Raw genomic sequence first — 21,749 nt, 5'->3', positions numbered from 1 at the left:
CCTTGATATAAGCGCAGAAGCTGCATTTATTTTTTGCTTTTTCGCTGCTGAGATGCAGCAGAGTGAAGGTCGTCGAACTGAAGATTTGCCATATTGATGACGAGTTTCAGGTATTTCAGATTATTGGGTGATACGCCTTTCAGCGTCAGGTTAATGTCTTGCCATTGACCTGGTAATAATTTCAGTGAGGAGTTCATTGAGGTGCTGAAAAGCAATTGTTGCCATTTGGCTAAGTTTTTAGTATCAGCAGGTTTTTCATTTCCCCACGTGGCATGAAAACCAATATTAGATACGGGAACGCTTAATAAGTTGACCAGTGAAATACGAATGATGCTGCCATTTTCCACGGCATCAATAGACAATATGCGTCCTGCTAAACCGACTGAGCCGTTATTTAAAATGAAGTATTGTGTTTGTGCTGGGTTAAATTCAGTGAAGATAAACTCATCCTGCTTGTCCTTGACTGATTTCACGACGCTGGCAAGCGTTTGGGTACTGGTTATGATGCTATTTTGTTGTTTTTCAAAAAGTTCAATTTTACTTTTATATTGTTCTTGCTGCTTTTTTAGCGCGTCTATTTGACTTTGTTGCAACGCTTGCTGTTTGGCAAACTGGTCGATTGAGTTTACTTTTTCAATATAGTCACACCCCGTTAATGCGCAGAGTGATGATATTGTTAACATGCTTAATAGTGCTTTTTTTATGCTCATAGGATGAATTCCTTTTCATAATCCTGATGCGTTGATGACTACGATATAATTATTTTTTATATGAATGATTTAATGTTTTACATTCACAATAAAAATATATGAGAGAATTTTTGAGTTAATGGGCATTGAGAATGTGTTATTAAATGTCAAATTGTTTAGGTTTGTCGATGATAATGAGTAAATCGTGCGAATTTTAATGATCGGTGTCAATTAATGTCAAATGGTTAACGGAGTAAAAGTGAGGAGGGTAAGACGTTAATATTTGTATGGTGGATGTTTTGGGAAAATAAATGTGATTCTTGTTGAGAAATATAAATAATTAAGCATTGATACATGAATAATCATATTTAATATTTATATATAGCGCTTTTATTACGCAACATATTTTCAGAATTTGACTTGCGACGCTTATGCAAGCAATCGGGCAACATGGAACATGCAATGGTAAGAATGTTTGGTATTTGAAACAGGCTCCTGCATATGCCAGCAAGAGCCTGTAGAAATGTGGGAACAGTGGTTACATGGCGCTGAAGGGAACTTAAAACGCCGTCTTTGAGAACCCTGTCATCTCTTCCAGGCCCATTTCACGGCCCAGTGCGGTCATTGGGTGCACAACCACCAGTCCGCGAACACTCTTCTTCAGCTTGCCCATATCAGCTTGTTCTTTTTTGGTAATCGCGCGCTGGAACGGCATCCTCATCAGCTTCTGTGCTTCTTTACTGAGTTTCTGGCTATGAACTTCGCGCAGACGCGCAATTTCAGCTTCCAGCGTGGTTTTCTCTTTTTCCAGCTCGGCATATTTGTCTGCGGCTTCAACCAGTGACAGGTCAGCCTGCTGGTGGCGGATGGCGTCCAGGCGATCGCTGAGACGTTTGATTTCGTTTTTTTCGACTTCTTTCATGTGATGGCTTCTGATAAAGATAAATTTATAGCCCCTAGTATGCGCGACGGGGTGCTTTGTTCACAACTGATGGTGTTGTAATAGTTTTGTTGGGCAACAAACTTTGTGTTCAGAAATTAAGTAATCTATTGATTAACAAAAATATATTGAGTTGTTAGGGGAGGGCGTTGTGGATTTCGCACGTTTTCCTTAATGTCATTCAGATCGGGATCTAAACTAAAATTGGCGGCCGCGCATTCCCGGCGCGGGGTAATACGGAGATATTATGATGGGCAAAATAGGCGAAAACGTTCCGCTTTTTATCGATAAAGCCGTAGATTTCATGGCATCAAGCCAGGCGTTTCGGGAGTATCTGAATAAACTTCCCCCGCGTAACGCGATTCCGTCCGATATACCTGAGGAAAGCGTGCCGTTATATCTCCAGCGTCTGGAATATTATCGCCGACTTTATCAGCCGAAGCAGGTAGAGGGGCAGCAGTAAGCGAGCATTGCTTACTTTTGAAAGGCTTTTTTTAAGCTGATTTTGGAAATCAGCTCTGTCAGTGAAAGGACCATTGTTGATCGCACAGCTTGTTGGTAACGCTGAACTTGCATCGCGTACAAACTGGAATCCGTTGGTTCAAATTGTGGCGGCGGAGGGATCGCCGCCACGCAGTGCAGCTCGCCAAATGGCCCAATAATTTCATCATCGGTAAAGGCGTACTCGTTACCGTCGTGATTCAGCTCTTCACGTAGCGCCATCAAGAGTTCCGCATCTTCATATTCGTTGCGGCTAATCACGCCAAGCCCATAAATCAGCTTTAAGCGCACGGAAAGGTCGCCCAGCGGACCATCGCCGTCGAGTAACGGTTCTACAGCATACTTCACCGCGTAATCGTCTTTGCGGAATACCTGAAGCACCAGAAGATTCACCGCCTCGGTCAGGAGATCAACGGCGGTGATCAAAAAGCTTCGCACGGTTTTGCCAGCATTCAGACGCTCAAGCACACGGTTTTCAAAGGCCTGGGTTTGTTCCATTGTTGCCTGCATATCTGACAATCTGTTGTTCAGGCGCAGGGTTTTCTGCGCCTGGTCTACCATTATTTTGCGTTATAAGCCGTGACTGCTTCGGCGACTACCTCGCTGTTAGCATCAAGCCCGGAAATTTGCGCCAGCGCTTCCTGCGGGCCTTTCTCGGTAATCAGCGCCGCCAGTTCCTGCGCCTGCGGATCATCTTCACTACGGAAGTGCATTGCAGCGGCGATACCTTCAATCAGGTTTTTGTGCGGCAAACCGTACTCCAGCGTACCCAACAGCGGTTTTACCAGACGATCGCCAGCGCTCAGTTTGCGCAGTGGCTGACGCCCTACACGCTCCACATCATCCTTCAGATACGGATTTTCAAAACGACCGAGGATTTTCTGGATGTACGCTGCATGTTTGTCAGCATCAAAGCCATAGCGCTTGATCAGCACAGCGCCGCTTTCTTCCATCGCACCTTTTACCACTGCACGGATTTTCTCGTCGAGAATCGCATCACGAATGGTCTGATGGCCCGCCAGTTTTCCGAGGTACGCGGTTATAGCATGACCGGTGTTCAGGGTGAAGAGTTTACGTTCGACAAATGCCATCAGGTTGTCTGTTAATTCCATACCTGGGATGTTCGGCAGTGTGCCTTTGAACTGGGTTTTATCGACAATCCATTCGCTGAAGGTTTCTACCGTGACTTCCAGCGGATCGTTAGTTGCAGAAGCGGAAGGCGGTACGATGCGGTCAACGGCTGAATCGACAAAGCCAACATGCTCTTCTACCCACGCTTTGGCGTCTTCCGGCAGGGCGTTCATCACATGGCCTTTCAGCTGCGTGGTGCCGCGTACCATGTTTTCACAGGCGATGATGTTCAGCGGGGATTCATTACCTTGTTCTTTACGTTTCACCAGCCCTTTAGCGATGGCAGGAGCTATACGTTCCAGCACGACCGGGCCAACGGCGGTAGTGACTAAATCAACCTGAGCAATCAGATCAACGACATCATCACCAATGCTGCTGACGGCATTTACACCGGAAACGGTATCCACCTGCTCGGTTTCGCCGACCACATGAACCTGATAGCTATGACGGGCATTCAGGGCATCAAGCACCACCTGATTTACATCGGCAAACGTCAGTTGGATACCCGCGTCTGCCAGCAGTTTACCGATAAAGCCACGACCGATATTACCTGCGCCAAAATGTAATGCTTTCATAGTATTAACCTTCATCAATGTTTTTACCCGAGAGGGCTGGGGTGAGGCATTTCCCTCACCCAAACCCTCTCCGTGAGGAGAGGGGCAGCGCCGGATGCGGCGTAAACGCCTTATCCGGCCTACAAGAACGTGCAAATTCAACAAACTGCGCTTTGTTTTGTAGGCCTGATAAGCGAAGCGCATCAGCCAATCAGCCCCACCTTCTCCATGCGGAGAGGGGGCAGCGCCGGATGCGGCGTAAACGCCTTATCCGGCCTACAAGAATGTGCAAATTCAACAAACTGCGCTTTGTTTTGTAGGCCTGATAAGCGAAGCGCATCAAGCAATCAGCCCCACCTTCTCCATGCGGAGAGGGTGGGATTGGATTACTTACGACCTGCCAGCAGTTCCAGCACTTCATCCACGCTGGTGGTGTGTGCCAGACGCTCAATGACGGACTCATCATCCAGTGCGTTGGTCAGGCTGGTGATAACCTGAATGTGCTCGTTGTTACGGGCTGCAATACCAATCACCAGACGGGCAATGTCATCTTCTTCTTCACCGAAGCGCACGCCTTCCGGGTACTGGCAGAACACCACGCCCGTTTTCAGCACGCGATCTTTCGCTTCAACCGTACCGTGCGGCACGGCGATAGACTCACCCAGATAAGTCGGGGTCAGTTTTTCACGGTCCAGCATCGCCTGTACGTATTCCGGCTCAACATAACCGCCTTTCACCAGCTGCTCGCCAGCAAAACGAATCGCTTCTTCTTTGGTTGCCGCTTTGCGACCGAGGAAGATGTTCTCTGCACCGAGCTTAAACAGGTTGGCGCTGGAATCGTCAAAGCTGTCTTTCAGGCTGTCTTTTACTTTCTCTTCGTTTTCAGTATGACGCTGGGCAGCAACCAGACGTTCAGTCAGGCTGGTGTACAGGCCGCTATCGAGGAAGTTAGTCAGCGAAATATGCTGTGCCTGCGGAACCTGGCGCATAGCGCGTTCGGTCAGATCACGGTGAGTGATGACCAGGTCCACATCCGGCGGCAGGTTGTTGATCGCGCTGTTGGTAACAGAAATCTGCGACAGACCTGCATCCTGAATTTTCTTACGCAGCACACCTGCGCCCATCGCACTGGAACCCATACCGGCGTCACAGGCAACGATGATTTTACGTACGTGGCTCAGGTCGTTAGTCACATCGCCAGCAGAGAGCGGAGACGCGCCTTTAGACTCAGCTTTCATTTCCTGAACGCGACGTGCTGCAGCTTCAATATCATCTTCTTCTTTTACTTTGCTGGTTTTCAGCAAAATAGCAGAGACAACGAAGGACACTGCCATCGCCGCACACACACCCGCGATGTTAGCGAAGTAAGCACCTTTTGGCGTCATCGCCAGTACCGCGAGGATAGAACCCGGAGATGCCGGAGAAACCAGACCACCGCCCAGAATAGTCAGCGTGAACACGCCAGTCATACCGCCGAGGATAACGGCCAGAATCAGACGCGGATTCATCAACACATACGGGAAGTAAATTTCGTGGATACCACCCAGGAAGTGGATGATTGCCGCACCGCCCGCAGACTGTTTAGCGCTACCACGACCAAAGAACATGTACGCCAGCAGCACGCCCATACCCGGACCCGGGTTAGCTTCAATCAGGAAGAAGATGGATTTGCCCAGTTCATGGGACTGCTGAATACCCAGCGGCGAGAAGATACCGTGGTTAATGGCGTTGTTGAGGAACAGGATTTTCGCTGGCTCAACAAAGATGGACGCCAGCGGCAGCATGTCATGGACAACCATGAAGTTAACGCCCGCAGCCAGCATTTTGGACAGGGCTTCAACCAGCGGACCAATCCCCATGAATGCCAGAATAGCGAGGATCATCCCCATGATACCGGCAGAGAAGTTGTTCACCAGCATCTCAAAACCGGATTTGATTTTACCGTCTACCCAGCGGTCGAAATGCTTAATGCACCAGCCACCCAGCGGACCTGCAATCATAGAACCGAGGAACATCGGCATATCTGCGCCGACGATAACGCCCATGGTGGTGATGGCACCGACTACGCCGCCACGTTCGCCGCCTACCAGCTTACCACCGGTATAACCGATCAGCAGCGGCAGGAGATAGGTGATCATCGGCCCGACCAGCTTCGCCAGCGTTTCGTTCGGTAACCACCCTGTTGGAATAAATAACGCGGTGATGATACCCCACGCGATAAACGCGCCGATATTCGGCATCACCATGTTGCTGAGGAAACGACCAAAGCTTTGCACTTTGATCTTAATATCGGATGACATAAAAACACCCCTTCTTATGTTTGCTGTCGCGCAGGCTGGAAGCCCGAGGTTTTTTGTTAATGTGGCGGCAGAGGTAGCCGGACCTTGTAGATACTGCGAAATCTGGCACTGAATCGGTTAACTGTCCAGTTGGTGGCCTTTTGTGTGATGTTGGTCACATAAATATAGGGGGTAGGGAGGTAATTGACGTGATGTTCATCACAAAACGCTTGTGTAAAAAAGCAACAAGACGGCGATTTTCGCTAAAAATGGCATTTAAATGTGAGTAACGTCACATTTTTGTTTTGACGGTTTGTTGAATCTTTGTGATCTAAATCACAAGATATTTTCTCACGGCGTTCACCTGATGTGATCTACAGCATGTTATGCCTTAGTCATAAAATCGTTATGTAACTAAGCAACTCATCGCTTCTTAAAATTATTCTTCGGTGTGATGGCGAGAATCGCAAACCCGGATTATTGTCAAATAATCAGCCCGACGCGTATCTGGCTGCCAGCCCATAACAACTCTGATAAGCGTGAATTCGAGGCAGCTATGTTTCTAAACTACTTCGCGTTGGGAGTGCTGATCTTCGTCTTTCTGGTGATTTTTTATGGAATCATCGCGATACATGACATCCCTTATCTGATTGCCAAAAAGCGCAACCATCCCCATGCCGATGCTATTCATACGGCGGGCTGGGTGAGCCTGTTTACTCTGCACGTTATCTGGCCGTTCCTGTGGATCTGGGCGACGCTCTACCAGCCAGAGCGCGGCTGGGGCATGCAGTCGCATACTACGCCGCAAGAGAGGGCGCCTGACCCGGACATCGCTGCGCTTTCTGACCGTATCTCCCGGCTGGAACATCAACTCGCCGCCGAGAAAAAACCTGACTACTCCACGTTTCCGGAGATCTAATCATGGATCTGTTGATTGTCTTAACTTACGTGGCGCTGGCGTGGGCGGTCTTTAAAATCTTCCGCATTCCGGTGAATCAGTGGACGCTGGCGACGGCGGCGCTCGGCGGTGTGTTTTTGGTGAGTGGTTTGATTTTATTGATGAATTATAACCATCCCTACACTTTTACGGCGCAAAAGGCGGTGATAGCTATCCCTATCACGCCACAGGTGACGGGGATCGTGACTGAAGTCACCGATAAAAATAATCAGCTTATTCAGAAGGGCGAGGTGCTTTTTAAGCTCGATCCGGTACGTTACCAGGCGCGAGTAGACAGACTTCAGGCTGATCTGATGACGGCGACGCATAACATCAAAACGCTGCGGGCGCAGCTCACTGAGGCGCAGGCTAACACCACTCAGGTTTCAGCGGAGCGCGATCGGCTGTTTAAAAATTATCAACGCTACCTGAAAGGCAGCCAGGCGGCAGTGAATCCGTTCTCGGAACGTGATATCGACGATGCGCGGCAGAATTTTCTCGCGCAGGATGCGTTAGTGAAAGGCTCGGTGGCGGAGCAGGCGCAGATCCAGAGCCAGCTCGACAGTATGGTCAACGGCGAGCAATCGCAGATTGTGAGCTTAAGAGCGCAACTTACTGAAGCAAAATATAACCTTGAGCAGACCGTCATTCGCGCGCCAAGCAATGGCTACGTTACTCAGGTACTGATCCGCCCAGGTACATACGCAGCTGCCTTGCCGTTGCGTCCGGTGATGGTTTTCATCCCCGAGCAAAAACGGCAAATTGTCGCCCAATTTCGGCAAAACTCGCTGTTACGTCTGAAACCCGGCGATGATGCGGAAGTAGTGTTTAACGCGCTACCTGGGCAGGTGTTCCACGGCAAACTGACCAGTATTTTACCTGTCGTGCCAGGCGGTTCGTATCAGGCGCAGGGGGTACTGCAATCATTAACGGTCGTGCCCGGCACGGACGGTGTGCTGGGAACCATTGAACTGGACCCTAACGATGATATCGATGCCTTACCCGACGGCATCTACGCCCAGGTGGCAGTTTACTCCGACCATTTCAGCCATGTTTCGGTGATGCGGAAGGTACTGCTAAGAATGACCAGTTGGATGCATTATCTTTATTTGGATCATTGAGACTTATATCACCTGTGTTTTGCGTGAGCCTGGGCCATACTGATATTTTTCCTCGCACAAAGGACTCGGCATGAAACTCGTCGGTAGCTACACCAGCCCGTTTGTACGCAAACTTTCTATTCTGTTGTTAGAAAAGGGCATAACTTTCGAATTTATTAATGAACTGCCCTATAGCGTGGACAATGGCGTGGCGCAATTTAACCCGTTAGGGAAAGTGCCGGTGCTGGTGACCGAAGAGGGCGAATGTTGGTTTGATTCGCCGATCATCGCTGAATATATTGAATTAATGAATGTCGCTCCGGCGATGTTGCCGCGCGATCCGCTGGAGTCGTTGCGAGTGCGCAAAATTGAGGCGCTGGCCGACGGCATTATGGATGCCGGGCTAGTGTCGGTGCGTGAACAGGCGCGTCCGGCGGCGCAGCAGTCTGAAGATGAATTGTTACGCCAGCGGGAGAAAATCAACCGCAGCCTGGATGTGCTGGAAGGATATCTGGTCGATGGCACGCTCAAAACTGATACAGTCAATCTGGCGACTATCGCCATTGCCTGTGCCGTCGGGTATCTCAATTTCCGCCGCGTTGCGCCGGGCTGGTGTGTGGACCGCCCACACTTAGTCAAACTGGTCGAGAATCTCTTTAGCCGCGAAAGCTTCGCTCGCACCGAACCGCCAAAGGCTTGATGCGCGATATGTCCTCCTGACCCATCTCACGTTACAATCCGTGGTTATGTTAAACGCCCTTCTCCGTGCGAGAGGGCCTTGATGAGCCTGGTTTCCTATGACAACCGAAACGCGTTCCCTCTATAGTCAACTTCCAGCTATCGATCGCTTATTGCGTGATAGCTCTTTCCTTTCTTTGCGTGATACTTATGGTCATACCCGTGTCGTGGAGTTGCTACGTCAAATGCTCGACGAAGCGCGGGAAATGATTCGTGACAGCCAGTCGCTGCCTGCATGGTGTGAAAACTGGGCGCAAGAGGTTGATGCTCGTCTGGCGAAAGAGGCGCAGAGCGCGCTGCGTCCGGTGATCAACCTGACGGGAACCGTGCTGCATACGAACCTTGGGCGGGCATTGCAGGCGGAAGCGGCGGTTGAGGCTGTTACGCAAGTTATGCGTTTGCCGGTGACGCTGGAATATGATCTGGATGACGCCGGACGCGGGCATCGCGATCGTGCGCTGGCGCAGTTGTTATGTCGCATCACCGGCGCAGAAGATGCCTGTATCGTCAATAATAATGCGGCGGCGGTGTTATTGATGTTGGCAGCAACTGCCAGTGGTAAAGAAGTGGTGGTTTCTCGCGGCGAACTGGTGGAGATTGGCGGCGCGTTTCGTATTCCTGACGTCATGCGCCAGGCGGGCTGCACCCTACACGAAGTGGGGACCACCAACCGCACGCACGCGAATGATTATCGTCAGGCAGTGAATGAAAATACCGCGCTGCTGATGAAGGTGCATACCAGTAATTACAGCATTCAAGGCTTCACCAAAGCGATAGACGAAGCGGAACTGGTGGCGCTCGGCAAAGAACTGGATGTTCCCGTGGTGACTGATTTAGGCAGTGGTTCGCTGGTGGATCTCAGTCAGTATGGTTTGCCAAAAGAGCCGATGCCGCAGGAGTTGATTGCGGCGGGCGTCAGTCTGGTGAGCTTCTCCGGCGACAAGCTGTTAGGCGGGCCGCAGGCAGGGATTATCGTTGGTAAAAAAGAGATGATCGCCCGCCTGCAAAGCCATCCACTGAAGCGTGCATTACGTGCAGATAAAATGACTCTCGCGGCGCTGGAAGCCACGTTGCGTCTTTATTTACACCCTGAAGCATTGAGTGAAAAATTACCGACCCTGCGTCTGCTTACTCGCAGCGCAGAGGTCATTCAAATCCAGGCACAACGTTTACAGGCACCCCTTGCCGCTCACTATGGCGCGGAGTTTGCGGTACAGGTTATGCCATGCCTTTCGCAGATTGGCAGTGGTTCGCTGCCGGTGGATCGTCTGCCGAGCGCGGCATTGACGTTTACGCCTCATGACGGACGCGGTAGCCACCTTGAGTCATTAGCTGCTCGCTGGCGTGAATTGCCGATTCCGGTGATTGGGCGCATTTACGACGGGCGTCTGTGGCTGGACCTACGCTGCCTCGAAGATGAGCAACGGTTTTTGGAGATGTTGTTGAAATGATTATTGCGACTGCCGGACACGTTGACCACGGCAAAACGACGTTATTACAGGCGATTACGGGCGTAAATGCCGACCGTCTGCCGGAAGAAAAGAAGCGTGGGATGACCATCGATCTCGGCTATGCCTACTGGCCGCAGCCAGATGGACGCGTGCCTGGTTTTATCGACGTTCCCGGCCATGAAAAGTTTCTTTCTAATATGCTGGCGGGCGTCGGAGGTATCGATCACGCGTTGCTGGTGGTGGCGTGCGATGACGGCGTGATGGCACAGACCCGTGAGCATCTGGCGATTTTGCAGCTTACCGGTAACCCGATGCTGACAGTGGCCCTGACTAAAGCCGATCGCGTGGACGAAGCGCGTGTTGATGAGGTTGAACGCCAGGTAAAGGAGGTGCTGCGGGAATACGGTTTTGCTGAGGCAAAACTGTTTATCACCGCAGCGACCGAAGGACGGGGAATTGATGCCCTGCGCGAACATCTGCTTCAGTTGCCAGAACGCGAACACGCCAGCCAACATAGTTTCCGACTCGCTATCGACCGCGCATTTACCGTAAAAGGTGCCGGGCTAGTAGTCACCGGTACGGCGTTAAGCGGGGAAGTGAAGGTAGGCGATTCACTATGGCTGACGGGTGTAAATAAACCGATGCGCGTGCGTGCGCTGCATGCGCAAAACCAGCCAACTGAAACCGCCCATGCCGGGCAGCGTATCGCGCTTAACATCGCTGGTGATGCGGAAAAAGAACAGATTAACCGTGGCGACTGGCTGCTTGCCGATGTGCCGCCAGAGCCGTTCACACGAGTGATTGTCGAGTTACAAACCCATACGCCGCTGACCCAGTGGCAGCCGCTGCATATTCACCACGCCGCCAGCCACGTTACGGGACGCGTTTCGCTGCTGGAAGATAACCTTGCCGAACTGGTGTTCGACACGCCGCTGTGGCTGGCGGATAACGATCGCCTGGTGCTGCGCGATATCTCTGCCCGCAACACGTTGGCGGGGGCGCGCGTGGTGATGCTTAACCCGCCGCGTCGGGGTAAACGTAAGCCGGAATATCTGCAATGGCTGGCGTCACTGGCACGCACACAAAGCGATGCCGACGCACTGACCGTTCATCTGGAGCGCGGTGCGGTTAACCTTGCCGATTTCGCCTGGGCGCGTCAGCTCAATGGTGAAGGGATGCGCGAATTACTGCAACAGCCGGGCTATATTCAGGCGGGTTACAGTTTGTTGAACGCTCCAGTTGCCGCCCGCTGGCAACGTAAAATTCTCGACACATTAGCAACTTATCATGAGCAACATCGCGATGAACCTGGTCCAGGACGCGAGCGTCTGCGGCGCATGGCGTTGCCGATGGAAGATGAAGCACTGGTGCTGTTGCTGATTGAAAAGATGCGCGAAAGCGGCGACATTCACAGCCATCATGGTTGGCTGCATCTGCCGGACCACAAAGCAGGATTTAGCGAAGAGCAGCAAGCAATCTGGCAAAAAGTGGAACCGCTGTTTGGCAACGAGCCGTGGTGGGTGCGTGATCTGGCAAAAGAGACGGGAACTGACGAACAGGCAATGCGCCTGACACTACGCCAGGCGGCGCAGCAGGGGATAATTACGGCGATCGTTAAAGATCGTTATTACCGTAACGATCGGATTGTCGAGTTTGCCAACATGATCCGCGATCTCGATCAGGAGTGTGGCTCGACCTGTGCGGCAGATTTCCGCGATCGCTTAGGTGTTGGTCGAAAACTGGCAATTCAAATTCTGGAATATTTTGACCGCATTGGTTTTACGCGTCGTCGGGGAAATGATCATTTATTGCGTGACGCATTATTATTTCCGCATAAATAAGATAATGATTAATTCATATTAAATACGAATTACTTTAAAAGTCTTATAAATTTTGAAAAAGCGCATTAGAACATGAGTCTAATGTGCTTTTTTTAATATACGATTCTAAAAAGAATAATATCGATCAACTTTTTAAATATAAATCCTCTGTAAGCTGCCCGCCCTTTTATCCTCGTTCTGGAGTGTGTTATGGCAGCTTCTACATTTTTTATTCCTTCTGTTAATGTCATTGGCGAAGATTCTTTAAAAGATGCGCTGAATATGATGGCGGAATATGGTTTTCGCCGTATATTAATTGTTACTGACAGTATGCTAGCGAAATTAGGTATGGCGGGAGAGGTACAAAAAGCCTTATATGACCGCAATATTTTTAGCATTATTTATGAGGGTACCCAACCTAATCCGACCACGAAGAATGTCGCAGAAGGTTTGAAAATGTTGAAGGAAAATAACTGCGACAGCGTGATCTCCTTAGGCGGCGGTTCTCCGCACGACTGCGCAAAAGGTATTGCACTGGTAGCCGCTAACGGTGGGGATATCCGTGATTATGAAGGCGTAGACCGCTCTGCAAAACCACAGTTGCCGATGATTGCCATTAATACCACGGCGGGTACAGCATCTGAAATGACCCGTTTTTGCATCATCACCGACGAAGTGCGACATATCAAAATGGCGATTGTGGATAAACACGTTACCCCGCTGCTTTCGGTTAATGATTCCTCGCTGATGATCGGTATGCCTAAGTCACTGACCGCAGCTACCGGGATGGATGCTCTCACTCATGCCATCGAAGCGTATGTGTCTATTGTGGCAACGCCAATTACGGATGCCTGCGCGCTGAAAGCAATGACCATGATTGCAGAAAATCTACCGTTAGCCGTCGAAGATGGCAGCAACGCTAAAGCGCGTGAAGCAATGGCTTATGCCCAGTTCCTCGCAGGTATGGCATTCAATAACGCTTCTCTGGGCTATGTTCATGCGATGGCGCATCAGTTAGGTGGCTTTTACGATCTGCCGCATGGCGTTTGTAATGCCATTCTGCTGCCGCACGTGCAGTTATATAACAGCAAAGTTGTTGCATCACGTTTGCGTGACTGCGCCGCGGCGATGGGCGTTAACGTCACAGGTAAAAATGATGCTGAAGGGGCAGAAGCCTGTATTAACGCGATTCGCGACCTGGCGAAGAAAGTGGATATCCCGGCAGGTCTGCGTGACCTGAACGTTAAAGAAGAAGATTTCCCGGAGCTGGCAAGCAATGCCCTGAAAGACGCTTGTGGCTTTACTAACCCGATTCAGGCAACTGAAGAAGAAATTGTGGCGATTTATCGCGCTGCAATGTAATCCCCATTCTCCTGCGGCTGGCGTGTTGTCAGTCGCTATCTCAAAATTTGCGATTTTTGAGATAGTTTCTTTAGTCTGCTATACACTATCTCAATATTGCGCTTTTTTGAGATAAGCAAATGGCTATCAAATCACCTCCCAGACTGATTCCTTTATCACACTTATCGGGTGAGGAACTCCAGGCCCACTTACGCTTTAACCGGGTTACCGATGAAAAAGGACGTTATCTGCCTTTTGATGAGTTGCAGTACCGCATCAAAAAAGGGGAAAACATTGAAGTGGCGTGGACGCTTACCCGACTGGCGCGCAACGCGGCGATCCAGCGAATCAATTATTGCAATGAAGCGGGTGAGCAGGCCGGATTCAACATTACGCCAGTGATTGCAGAAGCGTGCGAGCTTGTCGACAAACATGCCACCGCGCTGGCGCTGAAAGATCAGACTGAACGGTTACGCGGGGCGGGCGCCGAGTTAAGCCAGTTACGCCTGGAAGAGCCGATCACCAGTTCCCAACTGGAAGGTGCGAATACCACGACGCTGGTGGCGAGAAAAATGCTGGAAACAGGGCGGGCGCCGCGCACTGAAGACGAGCATATGATTGCGGGAAATGCCCGGCTGATGGCGGAAATTCCGCAATTACTGACAGAACAGCTTACACCTGCGCTTATACGTCAGTTACATGCTATTGGTATGGGAGGAATAAATGACGCGAAATATCGTCCGGGTGAATTTCGTGAAACAGATGATGTCGTGATCGCCGATTATGACGGCAATATTGTGCATCAACTGCCCGCTGCGGCATTGTTGCCGGAACGACTGGAAAAAGTTTGCCAGTGGTTAAACAGCCATGAAGGGTATATTCACCCGCTGGTCCGCGCCTGCATTCTGCATTTTATGCTGGCCCATGAGCATCCGTTTCGCGATGGCAACGGGCGCACCAGTCGGGCGCTGTTTTACTGGTATATGCTGAAATCGGGCTACGATGTCTTTAAATATATTTCCATCAGCCGTTTGCTTCATGTTGCACCAGTCAAATATGCCGCCAGCTACCAGTACACTGAATCAGATGGTATGGATCTGACTTATTTCCTTGAATATCAGGCGGGTGTCATTAAACGTGCTGTGCAAAACTGGCAGCAGCATATTGATGAAATTATGCAACGAAGCGCAAAACTTGACCGCCTATTGTTCAGTTCTGGTGTGCTTAGGCGACTGAATCCGCGTCAGGTGACGCTTCTGAATGTGATGCTCGCCAATCCGGGGAAAGAGTACACAGTTTCTGAAACCAGCGCGAGTCTGGGCGTCTCTGATAATACAGCGCGAACTGATTTACGGACGATTGTTAAAGAAGGATTTGCGCAAGAGAAGAAAATTAATGACCAGCAAGTAGTGTACGTCGCACATTACCCGCTGTAGTCCTTGCCAGTAAATTCGTGATAGCCGTCGTAAAGCTGTTACCGACTGGCGAAGATTTCGCCAGTCACGTCTACCCTTGTTATACCTCACACCGCAAGGAGACGATCATGACCAACAATCCCCCTTCAGCACAGATTAAGCCCGGCGAGTATGGTTTCCCCCTCAAGTTAAAAGCCCGCTATGACAACTTTATTGGCGGCGAGTGGGTCGCGCCCGCCGATGGCGAGTATTACCAGAACCTGACGCCGGTAACCGGGCAGTTGTTGTGCGAAGTGGCGTCTTCGGGCAAACGAGATATCGATCTGGCGCTGGATGCTGCGCATAAAGTGAAAGATAAATGGGCGCATACCTCGGTGCAGGATCGCGCAGCGATTCTGTTTAAGATTGCCGATCGGATGGAGCAGAACCTCGAGCTGTTAGCGACGGCTGAAACCTGGGATAACGGCAAACCCATTCGCGAAACCAGTGCTGCCGATGTGCCGCTGGCGATTGACCATTTCCGCTATTTCGCCTCGTGTATTCGGGCGCAGGAAGGCGGGATCAGTGAAGTTGATAGCGAAACCGTGGCTTATCACTTCCACGAACCGTTAGGTGTGGTGGGGCAGATTATCCCGTGGAACTTCCCGCTGCTGATGGCGAGCTGGAAAATGGCTCCCGCGCTGGCGGCGGGCAACTGCGTGGTGCTGAAACCCGCACGACTTACCCCGCTTTCTGTACTGCTGCTAATGGAAATCGTCGGTGATTTACTGCCGCCGGGCGTGGTGAACGTGGTCAACGGTGCGGGCGGCGAAATTGGCGAATATCTGGCGACCTCGAAACGCATCGCCAAAGTGGCGTTTACTGGCTCAACGGAAGTGGGTCAGCAGATTATGCAGTACGCCACGCAAAACATTATTCCAGTAACCCTGGAGCTGGGCGGCAAATCGCCAAATATCTTCTTTGCTGACGTGATGGATGAAGAAGATGCCTTTTTCGATAAGGCGCTGGAAGGCTTTGCATTGTTTGCTTTTAACCAGGGCGAAGTCTGTACCTGCCCAAGCCGTGCTTTAGTGCAGGAGTCTATCTACGAACGCTTCATGGAACGCGCCATCCGCCGTGTTGAAAGTATTCGTAGCGGTAACCCGCTCGACAGCGTGACGCAAATGGGCGCGCAGGTATCTCACGGGCAACTGGAAACCATCCTCAATTACATTGATATCGGTAAAAAAGAGGGCGCAGATGTGCTTACCGGCGGGCGGCGCAAGTTGCTGGAAGGCGAGCTGAAAGACGGTTACTACCTTGAACCGACTATCCTGTTTGGTCAGAACAATATGCGTGTTTTCCAGGAAGAAATATTTGGCCCGGTGCTGGCGGTAACCACCTTCAAAACGATGGATGAGGCGCTGGAGCTGGCGAACGACACGCAATATGGCCTGGGCGCAGGCGTCTGGAGTCGCAACGGCAATCTGGCCTATAAGATGGGGCGCGGCATTCAGGCCGGACGCGTGTGGACCAACTGTTATCATGCCTACCCGGCACACGCAGCGTTTGGCGGCTACAAACAGTCGGGCATCGGACGCGAAACCCATAAGATGATGCTGGAGCATTATCAGCAAACCAAGTGTCTGCTGGTGAGCTACTCGGATAAACCGTTGGGGCTGTTCTGATGTTTTAGGCAGGCAACATTAATTGTTGCCTGCCTATGTTTTAGTTGTATAAAGCGGCAGTCGCTTTTAACTCATCGCTGAAAGAATAAATATCATCGAGAGATTCAATAGGATGGCGGGTTTCGTTTTTCTCTAAGTCAAATAGGCCAATATATTTTTGATTTCGATTGAAATGTAATCTACAGAGTGGCTTTCGATTATTGTTATCTACAAGTATACCAAAATAGCTTTTTGTATCTCTGTGGACTATTCGTGGTGCATCAAGCACTACGCGAACTATAGCTTTAACAATATGAAATCCTTCAAGCTCCTCCATAGTAGTAGCAATATCGGTTTCTTCTTTATTAATACATTCTACTTCTTCATTGTGTGAATTCGAATCAATTACAGATAATGAACCACCACCTATTGCCGATTTCAATCTTTCGTTTATTTGAGAGTTAATATATTGATTGGCAGCTTTCTTTGTTAATTTTGCAAACGTATCTTTTACTTTTTGTGTTAACATACCTTCATAAATTCTTGCTGCAAAGAATTTTACAAAATCCTCTTCAGGATTATTCATTTGTGCATGGAGAACTTTTTTAATTAAACTAACATATTTTAATTCACCTGCAGCATTAATTATTGATTCCAAATCAAATGCTGATTTAGTAAGTTTCTTTATCTCGGGAACAACTGTTTCATCTAAGTCAAGTAGATCTATCTCAAGAAATGGTTTTTCATCCATTTTATTAGGCGCTTCTAAATCAGTAAAAAATTTATAAACTTGTCCATTGGTTAGAATAGATATTCTTGCATTTGTTACATGGAAGTATCGAAAAAGCTGTGAAGCGTGATTTATATTTAGAGGATCGCCGATTTTTTTGCATTCAATGAGAATCTGAACCTCACCACTTTTTAAGATCGCATAGTCAATCTTTTCACCTTTCTTCGTTCCAATATCGCATACAAACTCTGGGATAACTTCGGTAGGATCAAAGACATCATAACCTAACACATTGTTAATGAACGGCATTACGAAAGCATTTTTGGTAGCCTCCTCAGTTTCAATGACCCCGGCTTGTTGTTTTATTTTTGCGGATAATGAATTCAGCTTATCTATAAACTCCATAGACATTATAACTCCTTTTATATATTTAATAAAAATGCGTTTTATAAAAATATAGAAAATATTTATATATTAACGCGTTATCATTGGTCATACTTAATGTATAACACACAAAAAATAATGTTTGCACATTGTAAATACAATGGTGAAACAAGCTTGATAATTATCAAGAAAATAAAACAATGTCTGTTATTCTTTTATTGGTTATTTTAAACGTTCTATGAATACGAGTTGGAGCTATAGCAAGACTGGCTTCGATATCGCATGAATAATCTAATACAAGGTTTTTTAACGCCTAATACTATGAGTTATACGTAAATTGCGAGTCTCCTCGCATTTTTTCAACAAGTTACTGCACGTCGTTATTCTTCTTCCGAGCGACATTCCTGAATCAATTTTAGCCACCTGACGGCCTCTATAAATCGCGCTATCGTGATTGTTATCGCTAATTATATGTGTATCATGTGTATAATCATGGAAGGACAGGGATGTGAAAAGTGCAGACGTGATCGCCATCCTGAAACAGCATGGCTGGGAACATATTCGAACCCGTGGCAGTCATCATCAGTTTCGCCATCCTGTTCATCCGGGCCTGGTGACGGTCCCGCATCCTAAAAAAGATATTAAGCCAGGCACGCTGGCACAAATTGAGCGTCAGGCTGGTTTAACATTTTAAAATTTCAGGAGGCAATATGTTTTATCCCGCCTATATCCATAGCGATTCCGACGGTAGCGCCAGCGGTTTTTTCCCTGATGTTCCTGGCTGTTATTTTGCCGGGGATACGCTTGATGACGCTTTCCAGGATGCGCGAAGCGCACTGGTCGCACACTTTGAAACCTTGTGCGAGATGAATGAAGAGTTGCCTCTTCCTGGCTCCGTAGACGAACATCTGGCTCAGCAGGCGCAGGACTTTATTGGCGGGCAATGGTTGCTGGTGGATATCAATATGAATCAGTTCGAAGGTCGGGCTGAACGTATCAATATTACGATGCCGAAAAGGTTACTGAACAAGATTGATACCTACGTGCGCAATAACCCAGACTACGCCAACAGAAGTGCATTTCTGGCGGAAGCTGCCCGGCGTGTTTTGCCAGGAGTTTAATCTCGTGTTTCGATGGTGAGCGGGCGAACCAGGCTGTACAACCACAAACCAAAACAAGCGATAGTGCCAATCACCACGGTGAGGAACACACTGACTGACAGGCCTGCAAGCATTCCTGCGGGCAGGGCCAGCAGGCCGTGGATCACGGTGTCGTTCCATCTCACCTGGTCGTAGCCAAACATGCCTAAAACGCCGCAAACCAGGCCGTAAATCACCATTGGCGTTCCGAGACCAATCAATAATAAACGGTAGATAATTGAAGGTTTAATACGCTTAATCTGTACTGTGGATGTTTTACTGGAGTTATTCATTAGTTTAGACAATAGTTCCATTATTTCAATATGATAAGCCTCGACCTGTTTAAAAGCCAGGCAGCACATTTCAGAAAGTATATAAAAAACAATATGTCGTTATATAAATAAGGAAATTGCACTGCTTCATGGCATTTCATAATATGCGTTAATTGTTCTTTTTTATATTCTCTGAGGAAAATATGTTCCTGGATTATTTTGCACTGGGAGTGCTTATTTTTGTATTTCTGGTGATCTTCTATGGGATCATTATTTTACATGATATTCCCTACCTTATTGCCAAAAAACGTAATCATCCTCATGCCGACGCCATTCATGTTGCTGGTTGGGTGAGTCTTTTTACGCTGCACGTTATCTGGCCCTTTTTGTGGATTTGGGCCACGCTTTACCGCCCGGAGCGGGGATGGGGAATGCAAAGCCATGATTCATCCGTTATGCAATTGCAGCAGCGCATTGCCGGGCTGGAGAAACAGCTCGCCGACATGAAAGCTCCTTCTACCGAGTAATATTTATGGATTTACTGATTATTTTGACCTATGTGGCTTTCGCATGGGCAATGTTTAAGATTTTTAAAATCCCCGTGAATAAATGGACCATCCCTACAGCGGCACTGGGCGGCATATTTATTGTCAGCGGCTTAATTCTATTAATGAACTATAACCATCCATACACCTTTAAAGCGCAAAAAGCGGTTATTTCCATTCCTGTTGTCCCGCAGGTGACAGGCGTGGTGATTGAAGTGACGGATAAGAAAAATACGCTGATTAAAAAAGGCGAAGTGCTATTCCGACTGGACCCGACGCGTTATCAGGCACGGGTAGATCGGCTGATGGCGGATATCGTTACCGCAGAACATAAGCAGCGGGCATTAGGTGCAGAGTTAGATGAGATGGCGGCGAATACCCAGCAGGCAAAGGTCACGCGGGATAAATTCGCTAAAGAGTATCAGCGTTACGCACGCGGCAGTCAGGCAAAAGTAAATCCGTTTTCAGAACGGGATATCGATGTGGCGCGGCAAAATTATCTGGCGCAGGAAGCCTCAGTGAAGTCATCGGCAGCGGAACAAAAGCAGATCCAGAGCCAACTGGATAGCCTGGTGTTGGGGGAACATTCACAAATCGCCAGCCTGAAAGCGCAGCTTGCGGAAGCAAAATATAACCTTGAGCAGACGATAGTGCGTGCGCCGAGCGATGGTTACGTGACCCAGGTATTGATTCGTCCAGGAACGTATGCCGCGTCGCTGCCGCTGCGTCCGGTAATGGTGTTTATACCCGATCAGAAACGACAAATTGTGGCGCAGTTCCGCCAGAACTCCTTGCTGCGCCTGGCCCCCGGCGATGATGCGGAAGTGGTGTTTAATGCCCTGCCAGGTAAGGTATTCAGCGGTAAACTGGCAGCCATCAGTCCAGCTGTTCCCGGCGGGGCTTATCAGTCGACCGGCACCTTACAGTCGTTAAACACAGCGCCGGGTTCAGATGGCGTTATCGCGACTATTGAGCTGGATGAGCATACTGATTTGAGCGCTTTACCAGACGGTATTTACGCCCAGGTGGCGGTCTACTCTGATCATTTCAGCCATGTTTCGGTTATGCGCAAAGTGCTGTTACGCATGACCAGCTGGGTGCATTACCTTTATCTCGACCATTAATCTTTGTTTTCCGCCGCTTGTTCAGGTCGCAGTTGCTGCGACTGAGCAAGCTGGTGGCGAATTTCACGCAGCATTTCATCCAGCACATACTGGACCCGCCAGGGCTGGTATTCCCGTTTACGGAAGATAGCCACCAGATCCAGCCACCATTCATACGGTTGCTGAAAGCAGGGGATCAGCGTGCCGTCTTGCAGGTCGCTCTGCACACTTTTGTCTGGCGCAAACACAATCCCCAGGTGATTTCGCGCCAGCTCCAGCGCCGACTGAGTATTGTCGCAAACGTAATTTCCCTTAACACGATAATCACGTACTTCTTTACTTCCGGCGACGTTGAAGCGCCAGATATTCGCGTCATCGATCATCATCGAGTCGATCAAAATACAGGAGTGATGTTCAAGTTCGTCTGGTCGGCTAATGGGATGTTTCTCAAGATAAGTTTGGCTGGCATAGGCGGTTACTGCATATTGCGTAATAAAACTGGCAACCAGCGATTCATCTTTTGGCGGCGCGTAGCTGATTAAAACATCACAATCATCGGGAAATTCGACACCTTCATAAAAGGCGTTGCGCTCAAGATTGCAGGTTTTTAGCGATAAGGTGATTTCACCGATATCTTTAATTTTGTCGATAACGTGTTTGGATAAATAGGTAATAATGCCAGTTGGTGCGTAGATGGTAACCCGACCACGTTTCTCATGCTTATAATCTGCAATAAAATTATTAAGCTGCTCGTTTCTGTCGAGCATATCATTAATGTACGGTAATAGCGCGGTTCCAAAAGGCGTCAGCATCAATTGCCGTGTGGTTCTGTCAAAGACTTTTAAGCCCACTTTTGATTCAAAATCAGCAAGATATTTACTAACATTGGCCTGCGCGATGCCAAGTACGGTAGCCGCATGGCTGATATTTTCACTGGCAGCGATTACCGAGATAATTTTTAACTCCCGGTACTTGAGTTGTAATTTTGTCATCGCAACAGTCCAATTTATATATAATTTTATATATTACTATAT

At 49.0% G+C, this 21,749-nt stretch carries 21 protein-coding genes; 13 read left to right on the top strand and 8 right to left on the bottom strand.

What is annotated here, in order from left to right; translation table 11 throughout:
* Positions 1-26 precede the first annotated feature (26 nt).
* Both D9736_RS11485 and D9736_RS11480 read right to left on the bottom strand, forming a co-directional pair.
* Positions 27-710 carry a DUF3251 domain-containing protein gene (locus D9736_RS11485; protein WP_130215202.1) on the bottom strand — a complete coding sequence of 228 codons (684 nt, stop codon included), beginning with the start codon at positions 708-710 and terminating at the stop codon, positions 27-29.
* Positions 711-1,248: 538 nt separating this feature from the next.
* The gene (locus D9736_RS11480; RefSeq protein ID WP_130258360.1) at positions 1,249-1,611 is read right to left on the bottom strand and encodes a YibL family ribosome-associated protein; all 363 of its coding nucleotides are present in this window, start codon (positions 1,609-1,611) and stop codon (positions 1,249-1,251) included.
* 268 nt (positions 1,612-1,879) lie between these two features.
* On the opposite strand from D9736_RS11480, the gene yibT reads away from it, so the two are divergent.
* Positions 1,880-2,092: a protein YibT gene (gene yibT / locus D9736_RS11475; protein ID WP_130222543.1), complete on the top strand. Its 213-nt coding sequence runs from the start codon at positions 1,880-1,882 to the stop codon at positions 2,090-2,092.
* Between the two features lie 11 nt (positions 2,093-2,103).
* Here yibT and mtlR read toward each other — a convergent pair whose 3' ends face one another.
* The 3 genes from mtlR to mtlA form a co-directional block, all read right to left on the bottom strand.
* On the bottom strand, positions 2,104-2,691 hold the full coding sequence (mtlR, locus tag D9736_RS11470; RefSeq protein ID WP_130215204.1) for a mannitol operon repressor MtlR: 588 nt from the start codon (positions 2,689-2,691) through the stop codon (positions 2,104-2,106).
* Positions 2,691-3,836 (bottom strand): mannitol-1-phosphate 5-dehydrogenase, encoded by a 1,146-nt coding sequence (gene mtlD / locus D9736_RS11465; RefSeq protein ID WP_130206670.1) that lies wholly within the window; start codon positions 3,834-3,836, stop codon positions 2,691-2,693. Before mtlD ends, mtlR begins: the two co-directional genes overlap by 1 nt.
* A gap of 365 nt (positions 3,837-4,201) precedes the next feature.
* On the bottom strand, positions 4,202-6,115 hold the full coding sequence (mtlA, locus tag D9736_RS11460; protein ID WP_130222400.1) for a PTS mannitol transporter subunit IICBA: 1,914 nt from the start codon (positions 6,113-6,115) through the stop codon (positions 4,202-4,204).
* A gap of 535 nt (positions 6,116-6,650) precedes the next feature.
* On the opposite strand from mtlA, the gene D9736_RS11455 reads away from it, so the two are divergent.
* The 8 genes from D9736_RS11455 to aldB all read left to right on the top strand — a co-directional run bounded on the left by D9736_RS11455 (position 6,651) and on the right by aldB (position 16,563).
* Positions 6,651-7,013 (top strand): DUF3302 domain-containing protein, encoded by a 363-nt coding sequence (locus D9736_RS11455; RefSeq protein ID WP_130215208.1) that lies wholly within the window; start codon positions 6,651-6,653, stop codon positions 7,011-7,013.
* Positions 7,014-7,015: 2 nt separating this feature from the next.
* Entirely contained in the window at positions 7,016-8,152 is a 1,137-nt protein-coding gene (locus tag D9736_RS11450) for an HlyD family secretion protein (protein ID WP_000364939.1), read from the top strand.
* A gap of 70 nt (positions 8,153-8,222) precedes the next feature.
* Positions 8,223-8,831, top strand: a complete 609-nt coding sequence (locus tag D9736_RS11445) for a glutathione S-transferase (protein ID WP_130258359.1) — start codon at positions 8,223-8,225, stop codon at positions 8,829-8,831.
* A gap of 97 nt (positions 8,832-8,928) precedes the next feature.
* Positions 8,929-10,320: an L-seryl-tRNA(Sec) selenium transferase gene (selA, locus tag D9736_RS11440; protein WP_130206662.1), complete on the top strand. Its 1,392-nt coding sequence runs from the start codon at positions 8,929-8,931 to the stop codon at positions 10,318-10,320.
* On the top strand, positions 10,317-12,161 hold the full coding sequence (selB, locus tag D9736_RS11435; protein WP_130258358.1) for a selenocysteine-specific translation elongation factor: 1,845 nt from the start codon (positions 10,317-10,319) through the stop codon (positions 12,159-12,161). The genes selA and selB overlap by 4 nt, the downstream gene beginning before the upstream one ends.
* A gap of 189 nt (positions 12,162-12,350) precedes the next feature.
* A complete protein-coding gene (gene yiaY / locus D9736_RS11430) occupies positions 12,351-13,502 on the top strand; it encodes an L-threonine dehydrogenase (RefSeq protein WP_130215216.1) in 1,152 nt (383 codons plus the stop codon).
* Between the two features lie 119 nt (positions 13,503-13,621).
* Positions 13,622-14,917, top strand: a complete 1,296-nt coding sequence (locus D9736_RS11425) for a Fic family protein (RefSeq protein ID WP_130258357.1) — start codon at positions 13,622-13,624, stop codon at positions 14,915-14,917.
* 107 nt (positions 14,918-15,024) lie between these two features.
* Positions 15,025-16,563, top strand: a complete 1,539-nt coding sequence (gene aldB, locus D9736_RS11420; RefSeq protein ID WP_000183976.1) for an aldehyde dehydrogenase AldB — start codon at positions 15,025-15,027, stop codon at positions 16,561-16,563.
* Positions 16,564-16,603: 40 nt separating this feature from the next.
* On the opposite strand, the gene D9736_RS11415 is transcribed toward aldB, so the two are convergent.
* The gene (locus D9736_RS11415; RefSeq protein WP_205712923.1) at positions 16,604-17,683 is read right to left on the bottom strand and encodes a type I restriction endonuclease; all 1,080 of its coding nucleotides are present in this window, start codon (positions 17,681-17,683) and stop codon (positions 16,604-16,606) included.
* Between the two features lie 481 nt (positions 17,684-18,164).
* Between D9736_RS11415 and D9736_RS11405 the strand changes: the two genes are divergently transcribed.
* Positions 18,165-18,350: a type II toxin-antitoxin system HicA family toxin gene (locus tag D9736_RS11405; RefSeq protein WP_130258355.1), complete on the top strand. Its 186-nt coding sequence runs from the start codon at positions 18,165-18,167 to the stop codon at positions 18,348-18,350.
* A gap of 16 nt (positions 18,351-18,366) precedes the next feature.
* Entirely contained in the window at positions 18,367-18,777 is a 411-nt protein-coding gene (locus tag D9736_RS11400) for a type II toxin-antitoxin system HicB family antitoxin (RefSeq protein WP_130206650.1), read from the top strand.
* On the opposite strand, the gene D9736_RS11395 is transcribed toward D9736_RS11400, so the two are convergent.
* Positions 18,774-19,100: a hypothetical protein gene (locus D9736_RS11395; protein WP_130258354.1), complete on the bottom strand. Its 327-nt coding sequence runs from the start codon at positions 19,098-19,100 to the stop codon at positions 18,774-18,776. The two genes, D9736_RS11400 and D9736_RS11395, sit on opposite strands and share 4 nt — an antisense overlap.
* 170 nt (positions 19,101-19,270) lie before the next feature.
* Between D9736_RS11395 and D9736_RS11390 the strand changes: the two genes are divergently transcribed.
* Both D9736_RS11390 and D9736_RS11385 read left to right on the top strand, forming a co-directional pair.
* Positions 19,271-19,594 (top strand): DUF3302 domain-containing protein, encoded by a 324-nt coding sequence (locus tag D9736_RS11390; protein ID WP_130258353.1) that lies wholly within the window; start codon positions 19,271-19,273, stop codon positions 19,592-19,594.
* A 5-nt stretch (positions 19,595-19,599) separates the two neighbouring features.
* Positions 19,600-20,736, top strand: coding sequence for an HlyD family secretion protein (locus tag D9736_RS11385; protein ID WP_130258352.1), 1,137 nt, complete (start codon positions 19,600-19,602; stop codon positions 20,734-20,736).
* Here the strand turns inward: D9736_RS11385 and D9736_RS11380 are convergent.
* Positions 20,733-21,707 (bottom strand): LysR family transcriptional regulator, encoded by a 975-nt coding sequence (locus D9736_RS11380; protein WP_130206642.1) that lies wholly within the window; start codon positions 21,705-21,707, stop codon positions 20,733-20,735. The genes D9736_RS11385 and D9736_RS11380 overlap by 4 nt on opposite strands.
* Positions 21,708-21,749: the final 42 nt, after the last annotated feature.

This window comes from Escherichia sp. E10V10 (assembly GCF_004211985.1).
Lineage (GTDB): Bacteria > Pseudomonadota > Gammaproteobacteria > Enterobacterales > Enterobacteriaceae > Escherichia.
The sequence above is the reverse complement of the archived record's forward strand: the minus strand, read 5'-3'. Positions and strand labels throughout refer to the sequence as shown.